The organism is Arthrobacter sp. zg-Y1116, from assembly GCF_024385485.1.
Classification (GTDB): Bacteria; Actinomycetota; Actinomycetes; order Actinomycetales; family Micrococcaceae; genus Arthrobacter_B.
In genome coordinates this window covers 142,490-160,898 of sequence record NZ_JANFLR010000001.1, presented here as the reverse complement: position 1 = coordinate 160,898, position 18,409 = coordinate 142,490, and the positions used below count along the sequence as shown (strand labels likewise).

The following is an 18,409-nucleotide window of genomic DNA, read 5'->3' as shown; positions in this document are numbered from 1 at the left end:
AGTTACAGGAGGTCGTCCAGATCGGGATTCAGGCGCTGCAGCACTTCGCTGTGCAGCGTCCCGTTGGTCGCCAGCGCGTTTCCGCCGAAGGGGCCGTCCTCGCCGTCGAGTGAGGAAAAGCGGCCGCCGGCCTCGGTCACGATCGGAACGAGGGCCGCCATGTCATAAAGGTTCAGTTCGGGTTCGCAGGCAATGTCCACGGCACCCTCGGCCACCATGCAGTAGGACCAGAAATCGCCGTAGGCGCGGGTACGCCAAACGGACTCGGTCAGGTCCAGGAATTCTTCGAGGTTGCCGCGGTCCTTCCAGCCGCCGAGGCTGGAGTAGGACATCGAGGCGTCGGACAGCCGGGAAACGTTGGAGACGTGCAGGCGGGTGGCCGCAGCCAGGGACCGGCCCATGTAGGCCCCCGTGCCGGTGGCTGCCCACCAGCGCTTGCCCAGCGCGGGCGCGCTGACCAGGCCGACCACCGGGACGCCGTCGTCCACCAGTGCAATCAGGGTGGCCCACACGGGGACGCCGCGGATGAAGTTCTTGGTGCCGTCGATCGGATCGATGATCCAGCGCCGCGGGCCGGAGCCGCTGGAACCGAATTCCTCGCCCAGTACGGCATCGCGGGGCCGGGCGCGCGAGAGCTGCCCGCGGATGGCATCTTCAGCGGCCTTGTCGGCGTCGGTTACCGGTGTGAAGTCCGGCTTGGTCTCGATCTTCAGATCCAGGGCCCGGAAGCGCGACATGGTCTGGTCATCCACGGAATCAGCCATCACATGGGCCAAGCGCAGGTCATCGTTGTAGTTCTGAACGAAGGGCATACTCTTCAACTTATCCTTATTCGGCGGGCACAGCCCCGCATTAGGCCCGTTAGCGGGCGGTGTCCTCATGATTCCCGGGTGGATTCTTCGGCGGCGGGAACTCCGCCGTCCGTGGGGCTATTGCTCGCCGAGCTCCTTCGCGGACGACTTGTTCTCCGTGCGGGTTCCGGTGCCCAGCAGCCGCCGCAGCGACGCGAGCCGCGCGGGGCCCGCCGGGCCCGCATGGCCGCCTTCCACCCACGGGTCCAGCCCGCAGCCGACGGCGACGGAATCGTGCCGGCAGCCGCGCTCACAGTCGGCCGTTCCCGGCTCAAGGTCGGGGAAGGCCTGCAGGATCCGGTCCGGGTCCACGTGGGCCAGGCCGAAGGAACGGATGCCCGGGGTGTCGATGATCCAGCTGCCTGCGGGGGAGTCGCTCAGCCGCAGGGCCAGTGCCGAGGAGGACGTGTGCCGGCCGCGGCCGGTGACGGCATTGACGCCGCCGGTGGCCCGGGCCGAACCCGTCAGGGCGTTGACCAGGGTGGATTTGCCGACTCCGGAGGGCCCCACCAGGACGCTGACGTTGCCCTTCAGCACCTCGTGGAGGGCCTCGACGGCGGTGCCCTGGAGGCGTGCGGAAAGGCCGTCGTCGGAGCGCGCATCGATGCCCGAGGCATCAGCTGCCGCGGTGCGGCTGATAATGACGTCCATGTCCAGGTGTTCGTAGTTGGCCAGCAGGTCGGCGGGGTCCTTGATGTCCGCCTTGGTGATGCAGAGGACGGGGGAGATCCCGGCGTCGTACGCAGCGACGAGGGCGCGGTCGATGAAGCCGGTTCGGGGTTCGGGGTTGGCGGCAGCAACCACGATCACCAGCTGGTCGGCGTTGGCCACCACCACGCGTTCCACGGGATCTGTGTCGTCGGCGCTGCGCCGCAGCAGGGTGCGGCGTTCCTCGACACGGACAAGCCGGGCGAGGGTGTCCGGAGCGCCGCTTACGTCACCGACCAGCGCCACCAGGTCCCCGGCGACTACCGGCGTGCGCCGCAGCTCCCTGGCGCGGGCGGCAATGACGGTGCGCTCGTTGGCGGTGTCTTCATCAACCACGGCGGTATACCGGCCGCGGTCCACGGTGATGATCCGCCCGATGACGGCGTCGTCGTGGGCGGGGCGGTCCTTGGTGCGGGGCCGGGAGCCTTTTTTGTTCGGACGGACCCGGACATCGGACTCGTCCCAGCCGCTGGTACTGCGTGTCATGCTTCCGCCGATCGGGTCAGCTGCTGCCAGAGTTCGGGGAACTGCGGCAGGGTCTTGGCTGTTGTGGAGATGTCGCGTATGACGACGCCGGGCACGGCCAGGCCGATCAGGGCGCCGGCAGTGGCCATCCGGTGGTCCGCGTAGGTTTCCCAGGTGCCGCCGTGCATTGTCGACGGCCGGATGACCAGGCCGTCGGATGTTTCTTCCGCGTCGCCGCCGAGCCGGTTAATTTCGGTGACGAGTGCGGCCAGCCGGTCCGTCTCGTGGCCGCGGAGGTGCGCTATCCCGGTGAGGCGGGACGGCGTATCTGCAAGGGCGCAGAGTGCGGCAACTGTCGGGGCCAGCTCGCTGGTGTCTGCCAGGTCGGCGCCGCGGATGCGGCCGGTGCCGGTGACGGTGAGGGTGCCGTCGGCCAGGTCCACGGACGCGCCCAGGGCCGGGAGGATGCTCTGCCACTTATCGCCCACTTGGGTGGTTGAGGCGGGCCAGCCGGTCACGCGCACGGTCCCGCCGGCCACCAGCGCCGCGGCGAGGAAAGGCCCGGCATTGGACAGGTCCGGTTCAATCACGGTGTCGAAGGCGGCAATGGGGCCGGGGGTCACCCGCCATTCGTTGGGAACGGAATCATCAACGTCTACGCCGACGCCGCGCAGTACGGAGACCGTCATGGCAATGTGGTCCGGGCTGGGCAGCGTACTGCCGCGGTGGACCAGGTGCAGGCCGTTGTCGAAACGGGGTGCTGCCAGCAGCAGGGCCGAGACGAACTGGGAGGAGGCGCCGGCATCGATTTCCAGGCGGCCGCCTGCAACGCTGCCGGAGCCGGTGACGGTGAAGGGCAGGGAACCGGCGCCGCCGTCGTCCACCTGCACCCCGAGCGAGCGCAGGGCGTCGATGATGGCGGACATGGGCCGGGTGCGGGCGTGGGGATCGCCGTCGAACCCGGTGGTTCCGGTGACGAGTCCTGCCAGGGGCGGGACAAAGCGCATGACCGTCCCGGCCAGGCCGCAGTCAATCTGCCGGGTGCCCGGGGCTGCTGCCGGGACCGGATCTATGACCAGGTCCGGGCCGAAGCTGCCGTCGCCGGGGATTTCCGTAACGGTGGCTCCGAGGGAGCGCAGGGCGGAGACCATAAGCTCCGAATCCCGCGAATGCAGGGGTGCCCGCAGCCGGGACCTGCCGTCTGCAAGGGCGGCGAGGACCAGGTATCGGTTGGTCAGCGACTTCGAACCCGGCACCGCGACTGTTGCGTCGACGGGCGAGGTGGCGAAGGGTGCCGGCCAGGTAGCCGGCACCCCGGCATTCGGAGCACTCATTGCTGCTAGGAACCGACGATGTCCGAAGCGGCGTTGGACACTGCCTTGAGCTGCTTGCGCGTGCTCTTCGAAACCGACTTGGAGACGGCGCGGGTCTTGCGGCTGGTGCCCGAGGCAAGGTGCCCGGCGCGCCAGGCAAGTCCCGGACGGCCGTTGGTGTCAACGGCAGCGAGCAGGACGCCGCCGATCAGGGAGAGGTTCTTGAGCAGCTGGTTGCGGCGTTCCTTGCGCTCGGCCGCGGTGGAAGCCTCGGCATTGCGGTATTCCACCACGGAGTTCAGTGCGGCGGTGCCGGCGAGCAGGAGGGACGCCAGGCGGGCGAACTTGCCCGTGCCGAGCATCGAGGCTGCGCCGACCTGCGTGTAGCCGACAACCTTGGCTACGAGTGCCGGATTGGACGTGAATGCTGCGGCGGCCGGAACGGTGCTGCCGATCTTCTTCAGCGTGGGGGCGAGCTGTTCGGCGGTCTGGTCAGCGTTGCGAAGGCGCTCCACGCCTACAGCCACGAAGCCGGTTGCGAGCAAAGGTCGGGCAATCAAACGGACTATCGACATAGTGCCTCCTGGGAAATCCCTCAGTTACGCGAAAAAAACAACATTTGGTGCTGCTTCCACCTTAGTCTGGCATTTTGCGGCCTGCGGCACACGTTTCGTCCCGCGGCCCCTCGGCTGGCCGTTCCCGCCGCCTGCCGGGGAGGGAACGGGAATAGCGGGCCCGGCGTCGTCGTTGGCACCAGTATCAGGATGTGCTTTGTCGACAGTCAGGAGAAAAGCATCGTGCCAGCCGCCACGCTGAACTCAGCGCCGACTGCCCGCGGGCCGAAGCTACGCGTACGGGTTCCCGCCCGCACCGTAGACTGGGAGGTGATGAGAACTGACGCGCCGGAAGGCAGCCCCCACGTGGAAAACTTCGAACTCGACGTTGCCACCGAATCGGATGAGGCACGCAAGCTTCGTTTTGAGCAGGACGCCATGCAGTATGTGGACCAGCTCTATTCCGCCGCCATGCGCATGGCTCGCAATCCCTCGGACGCGGAGGACCTCGTGCAGGAGGCCTACACCAAGGCTTTCTCCGCTTTCCACCAGTACCGGCCGGGGACCAACCTCAAGGCCTGGCTGTACCGCATCCTGACCAACACGTACATCAACCTTTATCGGAAGCGGCAGCGGGAACCCCTGCAGGCCAACTCCGACGGCGTTGAGGACTGGCAGCTGGCCCGTGCGGCTGAGCACAGCTCAACCGGGCTTCGGTCCGCTGAAGCAGTTGCTTTGGACCACCTGCCGGATTCCGATGTCAAGGATGCCCTGCAGTCCATTCCGGAGGAGTTCCGGCTTGCCGTGTATTTCTCCGATGTGGAGGGCTTCGCGTACAAGGAAATTTCAGAAATCATGAATACGCCGATCGGCACTGTGATGTCCCGGCTGCACCGTGGACGCAAGATGCTCCGCGAGCTTTTGGCGGAGTACGCACACGAGCGCGGTATCAAGGGCAAAGTGCCCGCAGCCGAAGCCGCCGGCGCATCAACCAAGAAACAGGGGAATGAGCTATGAGCGATTGCCAGAGCCTGGGCGATTGCGACGACGCCCGCATCGAACGGCTGTACGAGTACCTGGACGGCGCCCTGTCCCACGAGGACCTGGTGGAAATCAAGGAACACCTCGACGGCTGTCCCGAATGCGCCCAGGAACATGACCTTGAGTGCGTCATCCGTTCGGTCGTCAAACGGTCCTGCACTGAGGCAGCACCCGAGACGCTGAAGGCCAGCATCCTTAGCCGCATCAGCCAGATCCAGACGGCGGACCACTAGTCCCGTCGTCGGGCCTCACCACAGGCACAAAGAACCCCCGGTACCAAAAGGTTCCGGGGGTTCTTTGTGCCTGGCCGTCCGGCCACGCGGCTACCTAAGCTCTGCTTAGGCGTTGGGACGCTTACCGTGGTTAGCGCCGCCGCGCTTACGGTCACGACGCTTGCGTGCACGCTTGCTCATAGCTGCCTCCTTTGATTCGAAAAGTTCTGCCCTCCAGTGTCCCACATGCCTTACGCGCACGCCTAACGCGGATCCGGCTGCCTAGACGAAGGCCGATTTCCCGGTCACGGCCCGCGCCACGATCAGGGAATTGATCTCGTAGCTGCCCTCGTAGGTGTAGAGGATTTCGGCATCGCCGAAAAGCTTGCCCATCTCATAGTCCGTGCTGATCCCGTTGCCGCCCAGCAGGGACCGCCCCATGGCCACCGAGGCCCGGGCCAGCCGGGTAGTGGTGGACTTGGCCATCGCCGCCTGCACCATTTCGAGCTTGCCGTCCTGCTGGATGCGGGCGAGCTGTGCCATCAGTGCGAGCGAGACGGAGGCGTTGCCCAGGATTTCGGCCAGCTGCTGCTGGATCAGCTGGAACCGGGCGAGCTCTTTGCCGAACTGCTTCCGGCTCAAGGCGTAGGAACGTGCGACGTCGAACGCGGCCAGTTGTATGCCCGCGGCCTGCCAGCCCACCCAGGCACGCGAATCGCGCAGCAGCTCATTGGCTTTGGAAAAATCGGTGGCACCCGGCAGGAGGTTCGCCGCCGGGATGCGGACGTCGTCGAGGACGATGTCCGCGTTCTGCATAATGCGCAGGCCGATCTTGTTTGCGATCTTTGCGGCGGTGTAGCCGGGACGGTCCGTTTCGACGAGGAAGCACTTTATCTGCTGGTCGGCGGCGTCCCGCGCCCAGACCAGGGCAAAGTCGGCGATGGTGCCGGCGCCGATCCACCGCTTGGCGCCGTTGATCACCCACTCGTCCCCCTCGCGGCGCGCGGTGGTGGCCAGCCCGCCGGCTATGTCCGAGCCGTGATCGGGTTCGGTCAGGGCGAAGGCGCCGATCTGCGTGAGGGCGGTGAGGCCCGGCAGCCAGCGCGCCTTCTGCTCCTCCGAGCCGAGCTGGTGAACCATGCCGACGATCAGCTCGTTGTGGATCCCCACCAGGGCGGAGAGGGAAACATCGGCCCGCGCCACTTCCGCGTACATAAGTCCCTTGAACAGCTTCGAGGTGCCGTCTGTCTGCAGGGCGCCGAGGCCGTACTTGCCCAGCTCCGCGACCAGCTCGAAGGGGAATTCCTCCCTGTTCCAGTAATCGATCGAAGCGCCCCGGATCCGGGACTGGAGGAAGCTGCGGACCTCGAGATAGCGGGACTGTTCCTCCGGCGGAAGCAGGTCAACGACGTACATGAGGTCAACGTCCGGGAAAGGCGGGACGAACGCGTTGTCCGCCTCCGTGCGGTTCTGTCCGGTGGCACGTCTCTGTGTCTGCACGGGGGAGCATCCCTTCGTAGTGATCCGGTATGAAATGAACCGGCTCCGCCTAACCCTTGGACGTCCTACTATATTGCAGCGTGATGTAGATCACCATCCCGCCGGTGGCCGGGCAGGGCCCGGAACGCGGAGCTCGTCGGCAGGCCCCGAGCCGCCGAAGCCGACTTTCCGACGCTGAAAAGCTAGGCTGGGCCTATGAAATCCATAACGGGAAGCCGGGGGTGCCGTGGCAACGCCGCTGCCGCGTGATCCCATTGCGGATGCCAGGGGAAATTGGGAACGGCACGGTTGGTCCGACGTCGCCGCACCGATGGCTGCCATCACTGCCATCATGCGGACCCAGCAGATTCTGCTGGCCCGGATTGAGGGGGTCCTGAAGCCGTTCGGGCTGACGTTTGCCCGCTATGAACTCCTCACCCTGCTCAGCTTTGCCCGCAGCGGCGCGCTGCCCATGAACAAGGCCAGTGCGCTTCTCCAGGTGCACCCCACTTCGGTGACGAACGCCGTCGACCGTCTGCAGGACGCGGAACTGGTGATCCGCTCACCGCATCCCACAGACGGGCGTACCACCCTGATTGAGCTCACTCCGGAGGGGCGGACGCTGGCCAAGCAGGCCACCCTGGCCCTGAACTCCGCGGTGTTCGCACAGTCCGGATTCGGCGAGCAGGATGTGGACCAGCTGATCCAGATCCTCGGCAGCTTCCGCAGGAACGCCGGCGACTTCAGCGACTGACCGGCACGGCCGGACGCGCCGCCTCAGCGGTGGGTGAAGTCCGGCTTGCGCTTCTCGACGAAGGCGGCCATGCCTTCCTTCTGGTCCTCGGTGGCGAACAGCGAGTGGAAGACACGCCGTTCGAAGAGCACTCCCTGGGCCAGCCCTGTCTCGAACGCTGCGTTGACGGCTTCCTTGGCAACCATGGCTACCGGCTTGGACTTGGAGGCAATGGCCTCGGCGGCTTCCATCGCTTCCTCGACCACGTCAGCCGCCGGGACTACCCGGGAAACGAGGCCGGCGCGTTCGGCTTCCTCGGCGCCCATGAAGCGCCCGGTCAGGATCATGTCCATCGCCTTGGACTTTCCCACGGCGCGGGTGAGCCGCTGGGAGCCGCCCATCCCGGGGAGCACTCCGAGATTGATTTCGGGCTGGCCGAATTTGGCATTGTCACCGGCAATAATGAAATCGCACATCATCGCGAGCTCGCAGCCGCCGCCGAGGGCGAATCCGGACACTGCAGCTATCACCGGGATGCGCAGGCGGGTGAAGTCTTCCCAGCCGCGGAACCAGTCCGCGGCATACATGTCCATGTAGCCCTTGGACTGCATTTCCTTGATATCCGCCCCGGCCGCGAAGGCCTTGCCGGACCCGGTCACCACGACCGCCCCGATTGCGGGATCGGCATCCATGGCGGACACGGCCCTCACGAGTTCGTCCATGGTTGCCTTGTTCAGCGCGTTCAGCGCCTCGGGCCGGTTGAGCGTTACGAGCCCCACCCGCCCGCGCTGTTCTACGAGAATGCTGGTGTACTGCTCCGTCATGTCTGGCCCTTCAGCTGCTGTTTCAAATCGTGTCGTTTGTCCGGTGCGCAAAAAGCTAGGGCGCGGACTTGTCCCGGATATCGGTGATGATCCCGGAGAAATCCCGGCCCGCGCCGCCTTCCGCAGCAAAGTCATCGTAAATTGCAGAAGCGAGCGGTCCTAACTGCGCGGCGACACCCGTGCTTTCGAGTGCGTTGAGGGCGAGCTTCAGGTCCTTCGCCATCAGGGCTCCGGCGAAACCCGGCTGGTAGTCGCGGTTGGCGGGGCTGGCGGGCACCGGACCCGGCACGGGACAGTTGGTGGTCAGCGCCCAGCACTGGCCGGAGGCTGCCGAGGCAACATCGAAGAGGGCCTGGTGGGTCAGGCCCAGCTTTTCGCCCAGCACGAAGGCTTCGCTGACCGCGATCATCGAGATTCCGAGGATCATGTTGTTGCAGATCTTGGCGGCCTGGCCTGCGCCGTGATCTCCGCAGTGCACTACGCGCCGGCCCATCACTTCGAGCATCGGGCTGACTGCCTTGAAGTCCGCCGGCAACGCGCCCACCATAAACGTCAAAGTGCCTGCCTCGGCACCCACGACGCCGCCGGAGACCGGTGCGTCTACGGCACGGTGGCCGGCGGCAACCGCGAGCTCTGCCGCTTCCCGGGCTTCCTCCACGTTGATGGTGGAGCAATCCAGGAAAAGGGTATTCGGTGCGGCAGCGGCGAGCAGGCCCGGCTGGCCTCCGGTGCCCCGATACGCATCCAGCAGATGTTTGCCGCTGGGCAGCATGGTGAGGACGACGCCGGCGCCGGCCACCGCCGCGGCGGCGCTGCCGGCCGTGGCGATGCCGTTTGCCTCAGCCGTTTCGAGGGCGGCGGGCACCACATCGAAGCCGGTTACGGAGTATCCGGCGTTCACGAGTCGAACGGCCATCGGCCCGCCCATGTGGCCCAGCCCGAGGAAGGCGACCGGAGCGGCCTGCTCCTCGGCGTTCAGTGCCGAAGCGAATGGTTCAGACATTGTTGTGCTCCTTGGAAAGTATCAGTTCACGGTTCCCCAGCGGCGCGAAATAGGATTCGACGTCCTCGCCGCTGACCTCGGCCAGCGTGGCAGGCCGCCAGTGCGGGGAATAGTCCTTATCCACCACCTGGGCACGGATGCCCTCCCGGAAATCGGGCCCGGCGAGGAACCTCAGGCCCACCCGGTACTCCTGTTCCAGGGCTTCCTCCAGGCCCAGCCCCTTCACCCGGCGCAGCGATTCCAGCGCCACTTTCACCGCGGTGGGTGACTTCGCTGCTATTGCCTCGGCAGCCTTGGCCGCTTCCTCCCGGGCCTGCCCGTCGAAAGCCCGCAGCCGCCGCAGAATCTCCTCGGCATCGTTCCCCGCATAGCAGGTGTCTATCCAGTCCTGCCCTGCGAGTCCGGACGGCGGGGCCTCCTCTGCGAAGCGTGCGACGGCGGAGTCCACGGGTTCGCTTTCGAGCGACTGGGCGAGGTCCGCCAGCTTCGCCGACGGAACGAAGCGGTCCGCGAACCCCAGGTACACCGCATCGGCGGCGTTCAGATGGGCGCCGGTCAGTGCTGCATGGGTGCCGGCCTCCCCGGGCGCGCGGGAGAGCAGCAGGGTTCCGCCGACGTCGGGCACGAAGCCGATGGTGGTTTCCGGCATGCCCAGCCGGGTCCGCTCCGTGACGATCCGGATGGAGCCGTGGGCGGAAATACCCACTCCGCCCCCGAGCACCAGCCCGTCCATAAAGGCCACATAAGGCTTGGGGTAGTTCGAAATAAGCGAGTTGAGCGTGTATTCCTCCGCCCAGAAGGCGGCCGTGGCAGTGCCGCCGTCGAGCATGTCGCGGTAGATGGCCACTATGTCGCCGCCCGCGCACAACCCCCGTTCGCCGGAGCCCCGTACCAGCACGGCCGCGACGGCGTCGTCGCCGGCCCAAAGCCTGAGCTGCTCCAGCATGGCCGATGCCATGCCGGCCGTCAGCGCATTGACCGCTCGGGGGCGGTTAAGCGTGATCACGCCCAGCCGGCCGCGGCATTCGAACAGCACCTCGTCCGTGACAGGCGTCCCGGGGCCCATCAGCTGCCTTCCGGCATAACGAAGCTGGCACCGGTGCGGATCCCCGACGGCCAGCGCGTGGTGACCGTCTTGGTCTTGGTATAGAAGCGGAAGGCGTCCGCGCCGTGCTGGTTGAGGTCGCCGAATCCGGAAGCCTTCCAGCCGCCGAAGGTGTAGTAGGCGATGGGGACCGGGATGGGGACGTTGATGCCCACCATGCCGACCTGGACGCGGCTTGCGAAATCACGGGCGGAGTCGCCGTCCCTGGTGAAGATGGCCACTCCGTTGCCGAACTCGTGCTCGCTGCACAGGCGGAGGGCCTCGTCGTAGTCCTCTGCCCGGAGCACGCTGAGCACGGGACCGAAGATCTCTTCCTTGTAGATGGTCATGTCCTTGGTGACGTGGTCGAAGAGGGTGGGCCCCACCCAGAAGCCGCCCTCGTAGCCCTCTACCGCGAGGCCGCGCCCGTCGGCCAGCAGGGTGGCGCCCTCATCCACGCCGGCCTGGATGTACCCTTCGATCCGTTCCTTCGCGGAAGCCGCGACCACCGGGCCGAAATCCGAATCATCTGCGAGGCTGTGGCCAACCTTCAGACCTGCGATCCGCTCCTCAAGCTTCGCAACGAGCGCGTCGCCGGTGGCCTTGCCGACCGGCACGGCCACGGAGATCGCCATGCAGCGTTCACCGGCGGAACCGAAGCCGGCCCCGATCAGGGCATCTGCTGCCATATCCAGGTCGGCATCCGGCATGATCACCATGTGGTTTTTCGCGCCGCCGAAGCACTGGGCGCGCTTTCCGTGTGCAGCGGCAGTGGCATAGATGTACTGCGCAATGGGGGTGGAGCCGACAAAGCCGATGGCAGAGACCCTCGGATCCTCCAGCAGGGCATCAACCGCTTCCTTGTCACCGTTGACCACATTGAAGACACCGGCCGGAAGGCCTGCCTCCGTAAAGAGCTCGGCGAGGCGCAGCGGCACCGAAGGGTCCCGCTCGGAGGGCTTGAGGATGAAGGAATTGCCTGCAGCCAGTGCCGGACCGGATTTCCACAGCGGGATCATGGCCGGAAAGTTGAACGGCGTGATTCCGGCTACGACGCCGAGCGGCTGGCGCAGCGAGTGGACATCGATGCCGGCCCCCGCGTTGTCCGAGAATTCACCTTTGAGCAGGTGCGGGGCGCCGGCGGCGAATTCCACCACCTCGATGCCCCGTTGGATGTCGCCCTTCGCATCGAGGAGGGTCTTGCCGTGCTCCGAGGACAGCAAGGTGGCCAGTTCATCCATGTTCCGGTTCACCAGGTCAACGAACCGAAGCAGGATCCGTCCGCGCCGCTGCGGATTCATGGCCGCCCATTCCAGCTGGCCCTTCTCCGCGTTGGAAACAACGTTGCGGACTTCCTCGGTGCTGGCCAGGGGCACCCTTGCCTGGACCTCGCCGGTGCAGGGATCGTAGACATCGCTGAAGCGCCCGGAAGTGCCTCCGACATGCTGTCCGTCAACGTAATGCGATAGCTCGCGAACCATCATGGAATGCTCCTTTGCACCGTGGAATTTCGAAGCTGCATCCCGGCCGCGTGTGAGCCGTGACACTATCTTCCCACCCCAACATAGTCCAACTTAGTTCCAGACCGGCAACGGAACCCTGACAACGACGACGGCGGCGCCGTGGGGAAGATGGTCTTCCTCCACTGACGCCGCCGCGGTTTCGTCCTGCTGTGTTTACCGTCCTGCTGTGTGCCCTATTCGGTGTTGCCGGCCGCGAGGAGCGCGTAGCGCTGCTCTCGGCGGTAGGCCTGCTCGGCCGGGTCCGGCACCGGTGCCGCTGCCAGCAGGCGCCGCGTGTACGGATCCTGCGGGTACTTCAGGACCTGCTCGGTGGAACCCTGCTCCACCATCCTGCCCTTGTTCAGCACGGCGATATGGCTGGCCAGGATTTCGACCACCGCCAGGTCATGGCTGACGAACAGGCAGGCGAAGCCGTACTCCTTCTGCAGGTCCTGCAGCAGCGCCAGCACCCGTGCCTGCACTGACACATCCAGCGCCGACGTCGGCTCGTCCGCCACGAGCAGGGACGGCCGCAGCGAGAGCGCCCGGGCAATCCCCACCCGCTGGCGCTGGCCGCCGGAGAGTTCGTGCGGGTACCGGTTACGGAAGCTCTTGGGCAGCTGGACGTCATCGAGCAGGTTCGCCACCCGGTTATCCAGTTCGGCCTTGGACAGCTTCTCATGCAGGAACAGCGGCTCGCCGATGCTCTCGCCGATGGACATCCGCGGATTCAGCGATGCTGCCGGGTCCTGGAAGACGATGGCGAACTTCCGCCGGAGCGGCCGCATTTTTTTCGGTGACAGCCCCGCGATGTCTGTTCCGTTGATCCGGACGCTACCGTCGGCCACCGGCAGCAGGCCGGTGACAGCGCGCCCGATGGTGGACTTTCCCGAGCCGGATTCGCCCACGAGGCCCATGACTTCGCCGGGCATGATCGTGAAGGAAACGTCGGAAACGGCGCGGAAGGCAGGGGTGCGGAACCGCCCGGGATACTCGATGGCCACGTTCTCGAGCTGCAGGGCGGGCGTCTGCGACGACGTCGGTTCGGCCACTTCCTCGGAGGCCTTCATGACCGACAGGGGTGCGTCGGTGATCTGCAGGGATCCGTCGTCCTCCACCTCGACGGCTGCCAGCACGCCGCCCACCTTGGAACCGAGGTGCGGCACGGCGTCGAGCAGGGCCTTGGTGTAGTCCTGCTGCGGTGCAGCGAAGAGATCCACTACGGCGGAGGCTTCCACGATCCGCCCGTTTTGCATCACCACCACGTTGTCCGCAAGGTCGGCCACTACGCCCATGTCATGGGTGATGAGCAGGATGGCACTGTTCAGGCGTTTGTTGAGCTTGCGCAGCAGTTCGAGTACTTCCGCCTGGACCGTGACGTCCAGGGCGGTCGTGGGTTCATCGGCGATCAGCAGGATCGGATCATTGGCAATGGCAATGGCAATCATGGCCCGCTGGCGCTGCCCGCCGGAGAACTGGTGCGGGTAGCTGTCGTAACGGGTCTCCGGATCCGGAATCTCCACCATGCGCAGCAGCTCAATGGCGCGTGCCTTGGCATCGGCGGGGGACGCATCGGTGTGCTGCTCGATGATCTCCTTCACCTGTTCACCCACCGTGAGGACCGGGTTCAAGGCCGTCATTGGCTCCTGGAAAATCATGGCAATGTCATTGCCGCGGATCTTCCGCAGCGCCGACTGCGGTGCGCCGATGAGTTCCTTGCCGTGCAGTTTCGCACTGCCGGTGGACCGCCCGTTGCCGGGCAGCAGGCCGAGCAGTGCCATGGAGGACATGCTCTTTCCCGAGCCGGATTCGCCGACGATCGCCAGGATCTCCCCGGGATAAACCTTGTAGTTCACGTCTTCGGCGGCCATGACCCATTCGTTGTCAACGTTGAAATCGACGCCGAGTCCGGTGACCTCAAGGATGGGGGAACCGGTTCCCGTTGCCGGGGTGTCGCTGTATACCGGTGTGGAGGTCATTGCTTGTTCCTTGTCTGTCGGGGATCAAACGCATCCCGGAGCCCGTCGCCGATGAAGTTGACGGCGAGGGCAATGGCCACGATAAACACGCCGGGCCAAAGGAAGACCCACGGGCGCACGGTCATGGCTGACCGGTTTTCATTGATCAGCTTGCCCAGCGAGGTGTCCGGCTCCTGCACGCCCAGGCCCAGGAAGCCGAGCGCGGTTTCCAGCAGGATGGCGCCGGAGATGGCGAGCGTGGCCGAGACGATGATGACGCCAACGGTGTTGGGCAGGATGTGCTTGAAGATGATCCGGGCCGAGCTGGCGCCTACGGACTTCGCCGCCTCCACGAACTCCTTTTCCCGGAGGGAAAGGAACTCGCCGCGCACAATCCGGGCGAGGTTGGTCCAAGTGAGCATGCCCAGGAAGACCGCGAAGACGACGATTCCGAAGTCGGCCACGATGGTGGCCAGCACTGCGGCGACCACCAGGAGCGGGATGGTGATGATGACGTCGGTGAAGCGCATCAGGACGGCTTCGACCCGGCCGCGGTAATAGCCGGCCAGCGCACCGACGACGGTGCCGATGACGGTGCCGACAATACCCACGATGAAGGCAATGATCAGGGAGATCTGTGCCCCGCGCATGGTCATCGCGAAGTAGTCCCGGCCCAGGGCGTCCTGGCCGAACGGGTGGTCGCCCAGCCCGGTCCAGGACAGGGTGGGCTTCCCGCCGTCGGCGGTTTCCTGCACCTCGTAGAAGGTGTGCTGCCACCAGCCCGGAATATGCAGCGGGCCGACGTTGAAGCCGATTGAGGAGAATGCCAGCAGCACGATAAAGAGCAGGCCGATCATTCCGCCCATGGCGCCCTTATGCCGCAGGAAGCGTTCGCGGACCAGCTTGGACTGGCTTTTGGCCTCGGTGATTCTAGGTTCAGCTACGACGCCCCTGGTTGCGGGGGAGTCCGCCGTGACGGTCCGCTGGCTCTCCAGCGTCATGGCCGTCAGCTCCGGGCTGCTTTCCTTTGGCCCGTCCGCGGGAATCTTGTTATCAGTCATTGCTCTACCAATCAGTTCAGGCTGATGCGCGGATCGAGGAACGCGTACGCGATGTCAGCCAGCATGTTGAAGGTCACCGCGGCCACGCCCGTGACGAGGAAGAACGCCATGATGACATTGGGGTCCACGTTGGTGAGTCCGTCGGTGAACATCTTGCCCATGCCGTTCCAGCCGAACACCGATTCCGTGACCACGGCGCCGCCGAGCACGCCGGCGAAGTCGAAGGCCATCAGGGTGGTGATCGGGATCATCGCGTTGCGGAACGCATGCTTGACCACGACGGTCCGCTCGCTGAGGCCCTTGGCCCGAGCTGTACGGATGTAGTCCTGGGTCATGACGTCCAGCTGGCTGGCGCGGGTGTAGCGGGTGTACATGGCAAACGAAATCAGCATGATCGCAATGGTCGGCAGCACCAGGTACAGCGCATAATCCAGGTTCACTTCCCAGAAGGTTCCCTCGAGGTTGGGCGTGGAGGAACCGGTAGTGGGAATGGGCCGGCCGCCGGTCTTGCGGGACAGCGTCGGGTAGGCGTGCAGGAGCGAATCCAGGAACACGATGAAACCGATCAGCAGGCCGACGACGGCGGTAATCTGCCGGGTCTGCTTGGCGTACGGTCCGCCCACGAAATGCCCGATGGCAGCGGAAACGGCAACGGTCACCAGTGCCAGGCCGGCAATGGTCAGCCAGTCCGGGTCTTTCATGATGCCCATCGTGACCAGATAGCCGACAAAACCGGCTGCGGCCGTAGCAAGGGCTGCGTAGACAATCCGGTGACGCCGGAACCCGGCGAACAATGCCGTGACTCCGAGGGCGATGGCGAAGGCGCTCACCAGGATGCCGACGGGACCGAAGCCGGGGGTTTTGAACCAACCGGACATCAGCAGCACGAGCATGGTCCCCGAAGTTGCCACGGCCGATACCGCGAATACCTGGATGCGGCGTCGGCGGTCGCCGCCGACGACAACCATCCAGATCACCCCGGCCACCAACCCCAGCAGCACTATGCCCAGATAGGACATGGTTGGATTCTCCAGCCAGGTGTTGAGACCGATGGCGAGGTACTGCTTGAGGAGTGTGGAAAGCCAGAAGAGCGGCATGGAGAACAGGAGGAAGGCAACGAACGTGATCGAGTAGTCGAACACGCTGTACTGCCGCAGGGCGGTAACAACACCGATAAGCACACCCAGGATGATCGCGAGCACCGTTGCTACGACCACCAGGCGGAAGGTTGAACCGGCGGCGGATTGCAGCTGCTCGATGACGGGGTTGCCCACGCGGTCCAGGCCCAGCGTGCACTGTGCGCCGCCGGGCATGATGCAGCGGCCGATTTCCTGCAGCCAGAGCAGATAGCGGATGTGGATCGGCTGATCCAGGTGCATGGCTTCGGTACGGGCGGCTATGCGGGATTCCCGGTCATCGTTGCGCAGTTCGGCGAGGTCATGGAGGGGATCGCCGGAGTTGACGGCCAGGACAAACATCAGTGCCGTGGCGGCCAGGAGGATAAAGAACGAAGTGACCGCTCTTTTAAGAATGAAGTAGAACACCGTGGGGCTCCTTGGGGTGGGACTAAAGAACGCCGCGGACATAAGCAGGGGGATGGGCAGACTTTGAGTCTGCCCATCCCCGCTTATGCTGCGGCTAGCGTGGTGCTGCGGCTAGACCTGCTTTGTCCACTTGTAGGCGTTCCAGGTGATGCCGTTCTGGCTCGGGTTCAGTTCCACGTTCTCCAGCTTGGAGGAGTGTGCAACCACACCGGAGTTCGCGTACAGGACCACGTTGTAGACCTCGGCGGCGAGGATTTCCTCTGCCTTGGTCTTCAGTTCCTTGACCTCTTCTTCGTCAGTGGAGGTAGCGATCTGGTCCCAGAGCTTGTCGAGTTCAGCGTTGGCGAACTTGCCGTAGTTCTGCTCGCCGTCGGAGACGTAGATCGACTGTGCGCTGGCGGCCAGGCCGGAACCGGCCCAGGCGAACAGGATGGCGTCCCAGGCTCCGGGCTCGGCGAGCTTGGCGCTCCACTTGGGGTCCGGGGTGGGAACAATGTTGAAGCCGGCCTGGTCGCAGGAGGTCTTGATCAGGGTGACGATGTCAGCGCGCAGCTGGCTCGTGGAGGAGAACATCAGGCGGACCGACACGGGTTCGGTCTTGCCGGCATCGGCGAGCAGCTTCTTGGCGCCCTCGAGGTCGACTTCGTCGTACTCGCTGGCGGACGGAGCGCCTTCGAGGACCTCTTCGTAGTCTTCCTGGCCCGGCTGGTATTCGCGCAGGTTGTCCACCGTGGCGTTTTCATCGATGGGCTTGGCGAACTTCTCGACAATGTCCTCGCGCGGTACGCACTTGGAGAAGGCCTGGCGTACGGCCAGGTCCTTGAACACGCCGTTCTCCGACTGGTCCAGGTCAATGTGGCTGAAGGTCAGTTCCGGGCCGGTGAGCATGGTGACCGTTTCGCCGATGTTCTCGATGGCGGTCTTGGTGTCAACGGTGGGTCCGGACGGTTCGATGATATCGACCTCGCCGTTCTCCAGGGCCTGGACTGCTTCGGTGTCTGCGATGGTCTTGAAGACGATGGTCTCCGTCTTGCCCTTGCGCTCTTCGCCCCAGTAGTTCTCGTTGCGCTTGAGGGTCAGGGTGCCGTCGGTGGCGTTGTCCAGCATGTACGGGCCGGAGGACGGGATCATTTCGGCGTCCGGAAGCTTGGTGAGGTCGGCTTCGTAGTTCCAGCCGGTGTTCCAGAATTCGGCCAGCGGGGTCAGCGCCGCGATGTCCTTGTCCTGGATGGCCTTGATCAGCGCTTCGCCGTTGTTGTCGGTGGCGAGGCCGCCCTTTTCCGCTGCGATATGTGCGGGCATGATGGGGCCGATCATCAGGGCTTCCCAGTCCGCGTACGGGGTCTCGAAGACCATGTCGAACTCTTTGTCGCCGGCCTCGCCCTCGATCATCTTGGTCTGGGAGAAACCGTTGGTGGAGGACGGCTGGAAGATGTTCTCGCCCTCGGCGGGACCGACCTGTCCGGAGAAGGCCGCCCAGTTCAGCAGTACGTCATCGAAGTCAATGGGGGTGCCGTCGGACCACTTGGCGTCCTCATTGATCTTGTAGTGCACCGTCAGCGGATCGTCGCTGGTCTTTTCGAAGGTGCCGAACTCTTCGTCGTGGATGACGCCGTTGGGGCTGTATTCGACAAAGTTGCTGTGCACCAGGTTGTCGACGTAGCTGTTGTACGTGCTGTTGGTGTTGGCGGTGCTCGAGTTGTAGGCGTCAGGTGCCTGGCTGATGGCGATATTGATGGTGGAAGCGATGTTCTCGGTTGTTGCCTCCGAGCTGCTTTCACTTTCGGTTCCGCCCCCGGCGGAGCCGCAGGCGCCCAGGAACAGGGCCCCCACGGAGAGTGCGGCAAGAGCTGCCGTGCGCTTAGTACGCATAAGTAGTCCTAACTGGTGATGAGGAGTCAGGAACCACCGATGATGGCCCCCCAAAGCGGCCGTGAAGACCGCTGCATGTGGAGCAACACTAGCCACATATTGTTTCCACTGTGAGACAAGTTACACGTTGTTAACTGATCGTTACGCCGGACACGGTGGTTTTTCTACCCGAAACAGCCCCCGCATGCGCAAAAAACCCTTCCGG

General features: G+C 65.0%; 17 protein-coding genes. 3 read left to right on the top strand and 14 right to left on the bottom strand.

The window, feature by feature from the left end:
* Positions 1–2 precede the first annotated feature (2 nt).
* From hisN to NNX34_RS00705, 4 genes are all read right to left on the bottom strand, one after another.
* Positions 3–812: a histidinol-phosphatase gene (gene hisN / locus NNX34_RS00720; protein WP_227918322.1), complete on the bottom strand. Its 810-nt coding sequence runs from the start codon at positions 810–812 to the stop codon at positions 3–5.
* A gap of 117 nt (positions 813–929) precedes the next feature.
* Positions 930–2,045, bottom strand: a complete 1,116-nt coding sequence (locus NNX34_RS00715) for a ribosome small subunit-dependent GTPase A (protein ID WP_227918321.1) — start codon at positions 2,043–2,045, stop codon at positions 930–932.
* The gene (gene aroA / locus NNX34_RS00710) at positions 2,042–3,358 is read right to left on the bottom strand and encodes a 3-phosphoshikimate 1-carboxyvinyltransferase (protein ID WP_255764680.1); all 1,317 of its coding nucleotides are present in this window, start codon (positions 3,356–3,358) and stop codon (positions 2,042–2,044) included. Before aroA ends, NNX34_RS00715 begins: the two co-directional genes overlap by 4 nt.
* Before the next feature lie 5 nt (positions 3,359–3,363).
* The gene (locus NNX34_RS00705) at positions 3,364–3,912 is read right to left on the bottom strand and encodes a DoxX family protein (RefSeq protein WP_229949595.1); all 549 of its coding nucleotides are present in this window, start codon (positions 3,910–3,912) and stop codon (positions 3,364–3,366) included.
* A gap of 312 nt (positions 3,913–4,224) precedes the next feature.
* Between NNX34_RS00705 and NNX34_RS00700 the strand changes: the two genes are divergently transcribed.
* Both NNX34_RS00700 and rsrA read left to right on the top strand, forming a co-directional pair.
* Positions 4,225–4,908 carry a sigma-70 family RNA polymerase sigma factor gene (locus tag NNX34_RS00700; protein ID WP_227918318.1) on the top strand — a complete coding sequence of 228 codons (684 nt, stop codon included), beginning with the start codon at positions 4,225–4,227 and terminating at the stop codon, positions 4,906–4,908.
* Positions 4,905–5,165 (top strand): mycothiol system anti-sigma-R factor, encoded by a 261-nt coding sequence (gene rsrA / locus NNX34_RS00695; protein ID WP_255764679.1) that lies wholly within the window; start codon positions 4,905–4,907, stop codon positions 5,163–5,165. The genes NNX34_RS00700 and rsrA overlap by 4 nt, the downstream gene beginning before the upstream one ends.
* Before the next feature lie 105 nt (positions 5,166–5,270).
* On the opposite strand, the gene NNX34_RS16085 is transcribed toward rsrA, so the two are convergent.
* Together NNX34_RS16085 and NNX34_RS00690 are read right to left on the bottom strand one after the other, a co-directional pair.
* Entirely contained in the window at positions 5,271–5,345 is a 75-nt protein-coding gene (locus tag NNX34_RS16085) for a 50S ribosomal protein bL37 (RefSeq protein ID WP_104061284.1), read from the bottom strand.
* An 81-nt stretch (positions 5,346–5,426) separates the two neighbouring features.
* Entirely contained in the window at positions 5,427–6,560 is a 1,134-nt protein-coding gene (locus NNX34_RS00690; RefSeq protein ID WP_255765689.1) for an acyl-CoA dehydrogenase family protein, read from the bottom strand.
* 310 nt (positions 6,561–6,870) lie between these two features.
* Between NNX34_RS00690 and NNX34_RS00685 the strand changes: the two genes are divergently transcribed.
* On the top strand, positions 6,871–7,377 hold the full coding sequence (locus NNX34_RS00685; RefSeq protein ID WP_255764678.1) for a MarR family winged helix-turn-helix transcriptional regulator: 507 nt from the start codon (positions 6,871–6,873) through the stop codon (positions 7,375–7,377).
* A 23-nt stretch (positions 7,378–7,400) separates the two neighbouring features.
* Here NNX34_RS00685 and NNX34_RS00680 read toward each other — a convergent pair whose 3' ends face one another.
* The 8 genes from NNX34_RS00680 to NNX34_RS00645 all read right to left on the bottom strand — a co-directional run bounded on the left by NNX34_RS00680 (position 7,401) and on the right by NNX34_RS00645 (position 18,204).
* Entirely contained in the window at positions 7,401–8,180 is a 780-nt protein-coding gene (locus NNX34_RS00680) for an enoyl-CoA hydratase (protein WP_255764677.1), read from the bottom strand.
* A gap of 55 nt (positions 8,181–8,235) precedes the next feature.
* Complete coding sequence (gene mmsB / locus NNX34_RS00675; RefSeq protein WP_255764676.1) at positions 8,236–9,183, bottom strand: 3-hydroxyisobutyrate dehydrogenase; 948 nt, start codon at positions 9,181–9,183, stop codon at positions 8,236–8,238.
* Complete coding sequence (locus NNX34_RS00670; protein ID WP_255764675.1) at positions 9,176–10,249, bottom strand: enoyl-CoA hydratase/isomerase family protein; 1,074 nt, start codon at positions 10,247–10,249, stop codon at positions 9,176–9,178. Before NNX34_RS00670 ends, mmsB begins: the two co-directional genes overlap by 8 nt.
* Positions 10,249–11,748, bottom strand: a complete 1,500-nt coding sequence (locus NNX34_RS00665) for a CoA-acylating methylmalonate-semialdehyde dehydrogenase (RefSeq protein ID WP_255765688.1) — start codon at positions 11,746–11,748, stop codon at positions 10,249–10,251. Before NNX34_RS00665 ends, NNX34_RS00670 begins: the two co-directional genes overlap by 1 nt.
* Before the next feature lie 215 nt (positions 11,749–11,963).
* Entirely contained in the window at positions 11,964–13,748 is a 1,785-nt protein-coding gene (locus NNX34_RS00660; RefSeq protein ID WP_255764674.1) for an ABC transporter ATP-binding protein, read from the bottom strand.
* Entirely contained in the window at positions 13,745–14,788 is a 1,044-nt protein-coding gene (locus NNX34_RS00655; protein ID WP_255764673.1) for an ABC transporter permease, read from the bottom strand. The genes NNX34_RS00660 and NNX34_RS00655 overlap by 4 nt, the downstream gene beginning before the upstream one ends.
* An 11-nt stretch (positions 14,789–14,799) precedes the next feature.
* Positions 14,800–16,332: an ABC transporter permease gene (locus NNX34_RS00650; RefSeq protein ID WP_255764672.1), complete on the bottom strand. Its 1,533-nt coding sequence runs from the start codon at positions 16,330–16,332 to the stop codon at positions 14,800–14,802.
* A 111-nt stretch (positions 16,333–16,443) separates the two neighbouring features.
* Positions 16,444–18,204, bottom strand: coding sequence for an ABC transporter family substrate-binding protein (locus NNX34_RS00645; RefSeq protein ID WP_255764671.1), 1,761 nt, complete (start codon positions 18,202–18,204; stop codon positions 16,444–16,446).
* Positions 18,205–18,409 lie beyond the last annotated feature (205 nt).